Source organism: Rahnella sp. NRRL B-41462 (genome assembly GCF_003263525.1).
Lineage (GTDB): Bacteria > Pseudomonadota > Gammaproteobacteria > Enterobacterales > Enterobacteriaceae > Rahnella > Rahnella aceris.
In genome coordinates, this window is sequence record NZ_JYDF01000175.1 from 1 (window position 1) to 4,859 (window position 4,859).

General features: G+C 54.4%; 4 protein-coding genes. 2 read left to right on the forward strand and 2 right to left on the reverse strand.

From position 1 onward, the window contains the following. Positions 1 to 285: 285 nt before the first annotated feature. Positions 286 to 576 carry a 50S ribosomal protein L25 gene (rplY, locus tag UC14_RS26155; RefSeq protein ID WP_013574635.1) on the reverse strand — a complete coding sequence of 97 codons (291 nt, stop codon included), beginning with the start codon at positions 574 to 576 and terminating at the stop codon, positions 286 to 288. A gap of 160 nt (positions 577 to 736) precedes the next feature. Further along, complete coding sequence (locus UC14_RS26160) at positions 737 to 2,500, reverse strand: DEAD/DEAH box helicase (protein WP_112198745.1); 1,764 nt, start codon at positions 2,498 to 2,500, stop codon at positions 737 to 739. A gap of 332 nt (positions 2,501 to 2,832) precedes the next feature. Between UC14_RS26160 and rsuA the strand changes: the two genes are divergently transcribed. After that, positions 2,833 to 3,540, forward strand: coding sequence for a 16S rRNA pseudouridine(516) synthase RsuA (rsuA, locus tag UC14_RS26165; protein ID WP_013574637.1), 708 nt, complete (start codon positions 2,833 to 2,835; stop codon positions 3,538 to 3,540). Between the two features lie 27 nt (positions 3,541 to 3,567). Next, entirely contained in the window at positions 3,568 to 4,767 is a 1,200-nt protein-coding gene (locus UC14_RS26170) for a Bcr/CflA family multidrug efflux MFS transporter (RefSeq protein ID WP_112198746.1), read from the forward strand. Positions 4,768 to 4,859: the final 92 nt, after the last annotated feature.

Sequence of the window (4,859 nt, forward strand, 5' to 3'; positions counted from 1 at the left end):
CCCATGCTGACGGCGAAATTTAACACCCAGCGCTTTACACCGGACCGCCTGCCATAAAACAAAACTCTGGATAAGTAACGATTTCCCCGCAGATCCTTGCGTAATTCTTTCTGTTTTGAATCGTTGAACATGCCACCACCGGGTTGTCTTTAAAACCCCCACCCAACCTCCCCCTTCGCAGGGGGAGGAGCAAATCAGAATAGCGCCCAATAAAAAACGCCGCATAAGCGGCGTTTTTTATTTGTTCTCGCACGGCGTCCCGATGCGCAACAACTCAGTCAGCGATTAAACGCGAACGAAGTCGATGTGAGCCAGTTTTGGCTTGAACGGGTGACGCTGTACAGCCTGAACTTTAACTTTGGTTTCTTTACCGTCGATAACCAGAGTAATTGCTTCAGAGTAGAACTCCGCTTTAACTTCCAGATTCTTGACAGAATCGTGGTCCAGTTTGATAGAAACCGGAGCAGCTGAGCCACCGTAAACGATAGCTGGGAATTTGTTTGCTGTACGCAGGCGGCGGCTCGCACCTTTGCCCTGCTCGTCCTGTGGACGTACTTCTACATTGATAGTGATCATTGTATGTTTCTCGATTAGAACTACTTCTAAAATGTGCCCCGCCACCTGCGACCGAGTGACGAGTTGAGTACTGCGGCTTTCACACAAGGCGAAAGCGGGCGGTATGATACCGGAGTCGGCGCGCAGCAACAATGAATAATTACCGATTTGGTCATCCCTGTTACCCGCGCAGTTCGTTAGCGCGCCGGTAGCGGCCTTCATAATCAAACATTTTTTCCCGCACCTGCCAGAACTGGCCTTTCATGCGCGCCACCACAAAATCCGGATGACGCAATAAAATCTGCTGCGCGACGATATCCGCGGCGGTATTCCATTCCAGCGGTACGCCCGGCGCGCGCTGGTGCGGACGCAGGAAGTTATGCAGAAACGCCATGCGCTGGGCAGGCGTCGTCAGGCGAAAGCGCTCGGAAACGTCAGCACCGTCTTCATCGTAATAAGTAATCTTCAGCCATTCGCCTTTGTCGTCGCGCCCGTTTTGCAGATTCATACCACCACAGCGCAGCACCAGCGCATCTTTCAGGCGCAGCGCGGCTTTCAGCATATCATCGGGATCGACCAGAATTTCCTGACACTGATGACAACGCCGTGCGGCGATATCGTTCTCGGCGCCACAGTGCGGACAGCTTTTAAAGCGAAAGCGGAAATCACATTGCTCGCGATTGCCTTCATCATCTTCCAGCACGCCCTGACAACGGCGGCCAAAATGCTCGATGACTGTGCCGTCTTCGGTGGTTTTTCCCCAGAAAATATTGGCGAAACCGCAGGCCGGGCAGAACACCTGCACCGGTTTGTTATCGCCCGCCGGTTTATGGCTGCCGACTTCCGGCGTAAACAGGTCATGCGGGTTTCCGGCGTAATCGAGGATCAGGCAATCCGTTTTGCCCGGTGCGAGCCGCAGCCCGCGTCCGACAATTTGCTGATACAGACTGACGGATTCGGTCGGGCGCAGGATGGCGATAAGATCCACATGCGGTGCGTCAAAGCCGGTGGTCAGCACCGATACATTCACCAGATAGCGTAACTGCTGCGCTTTAAACGCGGTAATCAGCCTGTCCCGTTCCACCGCGTGCGTTTGTGCGCTGATCAGCGCCGCTTCGCCTTTCGGCAGCAGACCGAAAATTTCACCGGCATGTTCCACCGTCGAGGCAAAAATCATCACCCCTTTGCGATCCTGCGCGAACTCAATAATCTGGCTGATGATGTGCGGCGTGATGCGCTTTTGCTGGCGCAATTCGTCATTCAGATCGGCTTCACTGAACAGACCATTACTGCTGGCCTGCAGGCGGCTGAAATCGTAACTGACTACCGGCATATCGAGCCGTTCCGGCGGTACCAGAAAGCCGTTTTTAATCATGTAACGCAATGGCAGTTCATAGATGCAGTCGCGGAACAGGCTGTTGGCATCGCCGCGTACAATGCCCTGATGGTGATACTGATAAATCCAGCCCTTGCCCAAACGGTAGGGCGTGGCGGTCAGGCCGAGCAGCCGCAGGCGCGGGTTTTGTGCTTTGAGGTGGCCGATGATTTGCTGATACTGACTGTTGTCATCGTCGGAGATACGGTGGCATTCATCGACAATCAGCAGGGAAAACTCACCGCTGAACTCCGCCAGGTTAGGCGCGACGGACTGCACGCTGCCAAATACCACTTTGCCGCTGCTTTGCTTGAGATTCAGACCGGCTGCGAAGATATCGGCTTCCAGCCCGTAAGAAAGGTATTTGCTGTGGTTTTGCGCCACCAGTTCTTTGACGTGGGCGAGCACCAGCACACGCCCGCGGGCAACGCGCGCCAGTTCGGCAATCACCAGACTTTTTCCCGCGCCGGTCGGCAGCACAATCACAGCCGGTTCGTCGTGCTGGCGAAAATGACGCAGCGTGGCATCCACGGCATCTTGCTGGTAGGGGCGGAGGGTAAAAACAGTCACGCGATGATCACCTGTTCATTATTGAGTTAACTTACCTGTTTATAAAAACAGTAATGCAGTATGCCAAGAAATCCGGCTGATGGCGATGAGCAAAGAAATCGCCCGCTGTGAATGTTTAGCCTGCTTATTTTCCTTCTTCCTTGCAGGATGCACGGCTATACTAATGCGCTCAATGCGGCAGTATTTCTGCCCCCCCGAAGTAATAATAACTCTTTGCAATTATTACGAACCGAACAACCCTGAACCCTGTCAGTTGCTGTATTGCGACGGCGGGGTCTTGTGTTTTATCAGTAACGCGATCACTCAGATCGCCATGAAGGCAAGTCGATCCAATGCGTCTGGACAAGTTTCTCTCTCAGCAATTAGGCGTAAGCCGCGCGCTGGTTTTGCGCGAACTGCGTAACAAACGTGTCACCGTAGACGGTGAAATCGTCAAAACCGGCTCAATGAAAATCAGCCCTGAACAACGCGTCGAGTTTGATGGCAATGTGCTGGATCAAATCACCGGCCCGCGTTATTTCATGCTCAACAAACCGCAGGGATACGTGTGTTCTACCGATGATCCGGATCACCCGACCGTGCTGTATTTCCTCGAAGAACCCGTTGCCTACAAACTGCATGCCGCGGGGCGTCTGGATATCGACACCACCGGTCTGGTGCTGATGACCGACGACGGTCAGTGGTCACACCGCATCACCTCGCCGCGTCATCACTGCGAAAAAACCTATCTGGTGACGCTCGAACATCCGCTGGCTGACGACACCGCTGCGCAGTTTGAGGCCGGTGTGCAGTTGCATAACGAAGATTCCCTGACCAAACCGGCACAGCTCGAAAAAATCGAAGACTGTCTGGTGCGTCTCACCCTCAGCGAAGGCCGTTACCATCAGGTAAAACGCATGTTTGCCGCCGTCGGTAACCGTGTGGTTGCGTTGCACCGTGAACGTATCGGCGAGATTGTGATGGATGAAGATTTAGAACCGGGTCAGTACCGTCCGTTAACTGAGCAGGAAGTGGCCAGCGTTGGCGTTCCTTCGCGATAGTTTTTTCGATAACTGGAGCAGCTGAAAGTGCAAGAAAAACCGGTCTCCCACGTCGGACTGATTTTCATCCTGGGATTGATATCGATGCTGATGCCTCTGGCCATCGATATGTATCTGCCAAGTATGCCCGTGATCGCACAGGAATATGGCGTTCCGGCGGGCAGCGTGCAAATGACGCTCAGCGCTTACGTGCTGGGTTTTGCAATAGGGCAGCTGTTTTACGGACCGATGGCGGACAGCCTCGGGCGTAAGCCGGTTATCTTCTGGGGCGTGATGATCTTTGCCGTCGCGGCCGGTGCCTGTGCGCTGGCGCAGTCGGTCGAGCAACTGGTCTGGATGCGTTTCCTGCACGGTCTGGCAGCCGCTGCCGCAAGTGTGGTCATCAACGCGCTGATGCGCGATATGTTCACCAAAGATGAATTCTCGCGAATGATGTCTTTTGTGGTGCTGGTGATGACGGTTGCGCCGCTGCTGGCACCGATGCTCGGTGGTTTGCTGATGGCCATATTCAGCTGGCACGCGATTTTCTGGGCAATGGCCATCGCCGCGCTGATTGCCGCGACGCTGGTGGGCGTCTATATCAAAGAGACACTGCCCAAGGAACGACGGCAGAAATTTCATCTGCGTACCAGCGTCGGTAACTTTGCGTCCCTGTTCCGTCACAAACGTGTGCTTAGTTATATGCTGGCGAGTGGTTTCTCATTTGCCGGGATGTTCTCTTTCCTCAGCGCCGGTCCGTTTGTTTACATCGAACTTAATGGCGTTTCGCCGCAGAACTTCGGCTTTTACTTCGCGCTGAACATCGTCGCACTGGTCATTCTGACACTCATCAACAGCCGTAACGTGCGCCGTACGGGCGCGGTGAAAATGTTCCGCTTCGGGTTGTTTGTGCAACTGACGATGGGGATGTGGCTGGTGATTGTGTGTACCTTCGGATTGCCATTCTGGGCGATGGTGATCGGTGTGGCGGGGTATGTCGGTGTGATTGCGATGGTGACGTCTAACGCCATGGCCGTCATTATGGATGACTTCCCGCACATGGCCGGTACAGCCGCTTCACTGGCTGGCACGATTCGTTTCGGAACCGGTGCGGCGATTGGTTCTGTGCTGTCACTGTTTACGGCGAAAAGCGCCTGGCCGATGGTCGGTTCAATGGCGTTTTGCATACTGGCGGCGACGCTTTTGTATCTCTACGCCAGCCGTCCGGTGAAAGCAGTATCTGCATAACTTCCTCCCCCTTCGCAGGGGGAGGAGCAAAGTCCGGTTGGCCTGCTGATTTTACAGATGTCGAAGCAGGAATTCGGTCTGCTCCCTCCCCT

Excerpts from the sequence above, each read along its gene's own strand:
- rplY (WP_013574635.1), bottom strand. The coding sequence starts at position 576 with ATGATCACTATCAATGTAGAAGTACGTCCACAGGACGAGCAGGGCAAA.
- rsuA (WP_013574637.1), top strand. The coding sequence starts at position 2,833 with ATGCGTCTGGACAAGTTTCTCTCTCAGCAATTAGGCGTAAGCCGCGCG.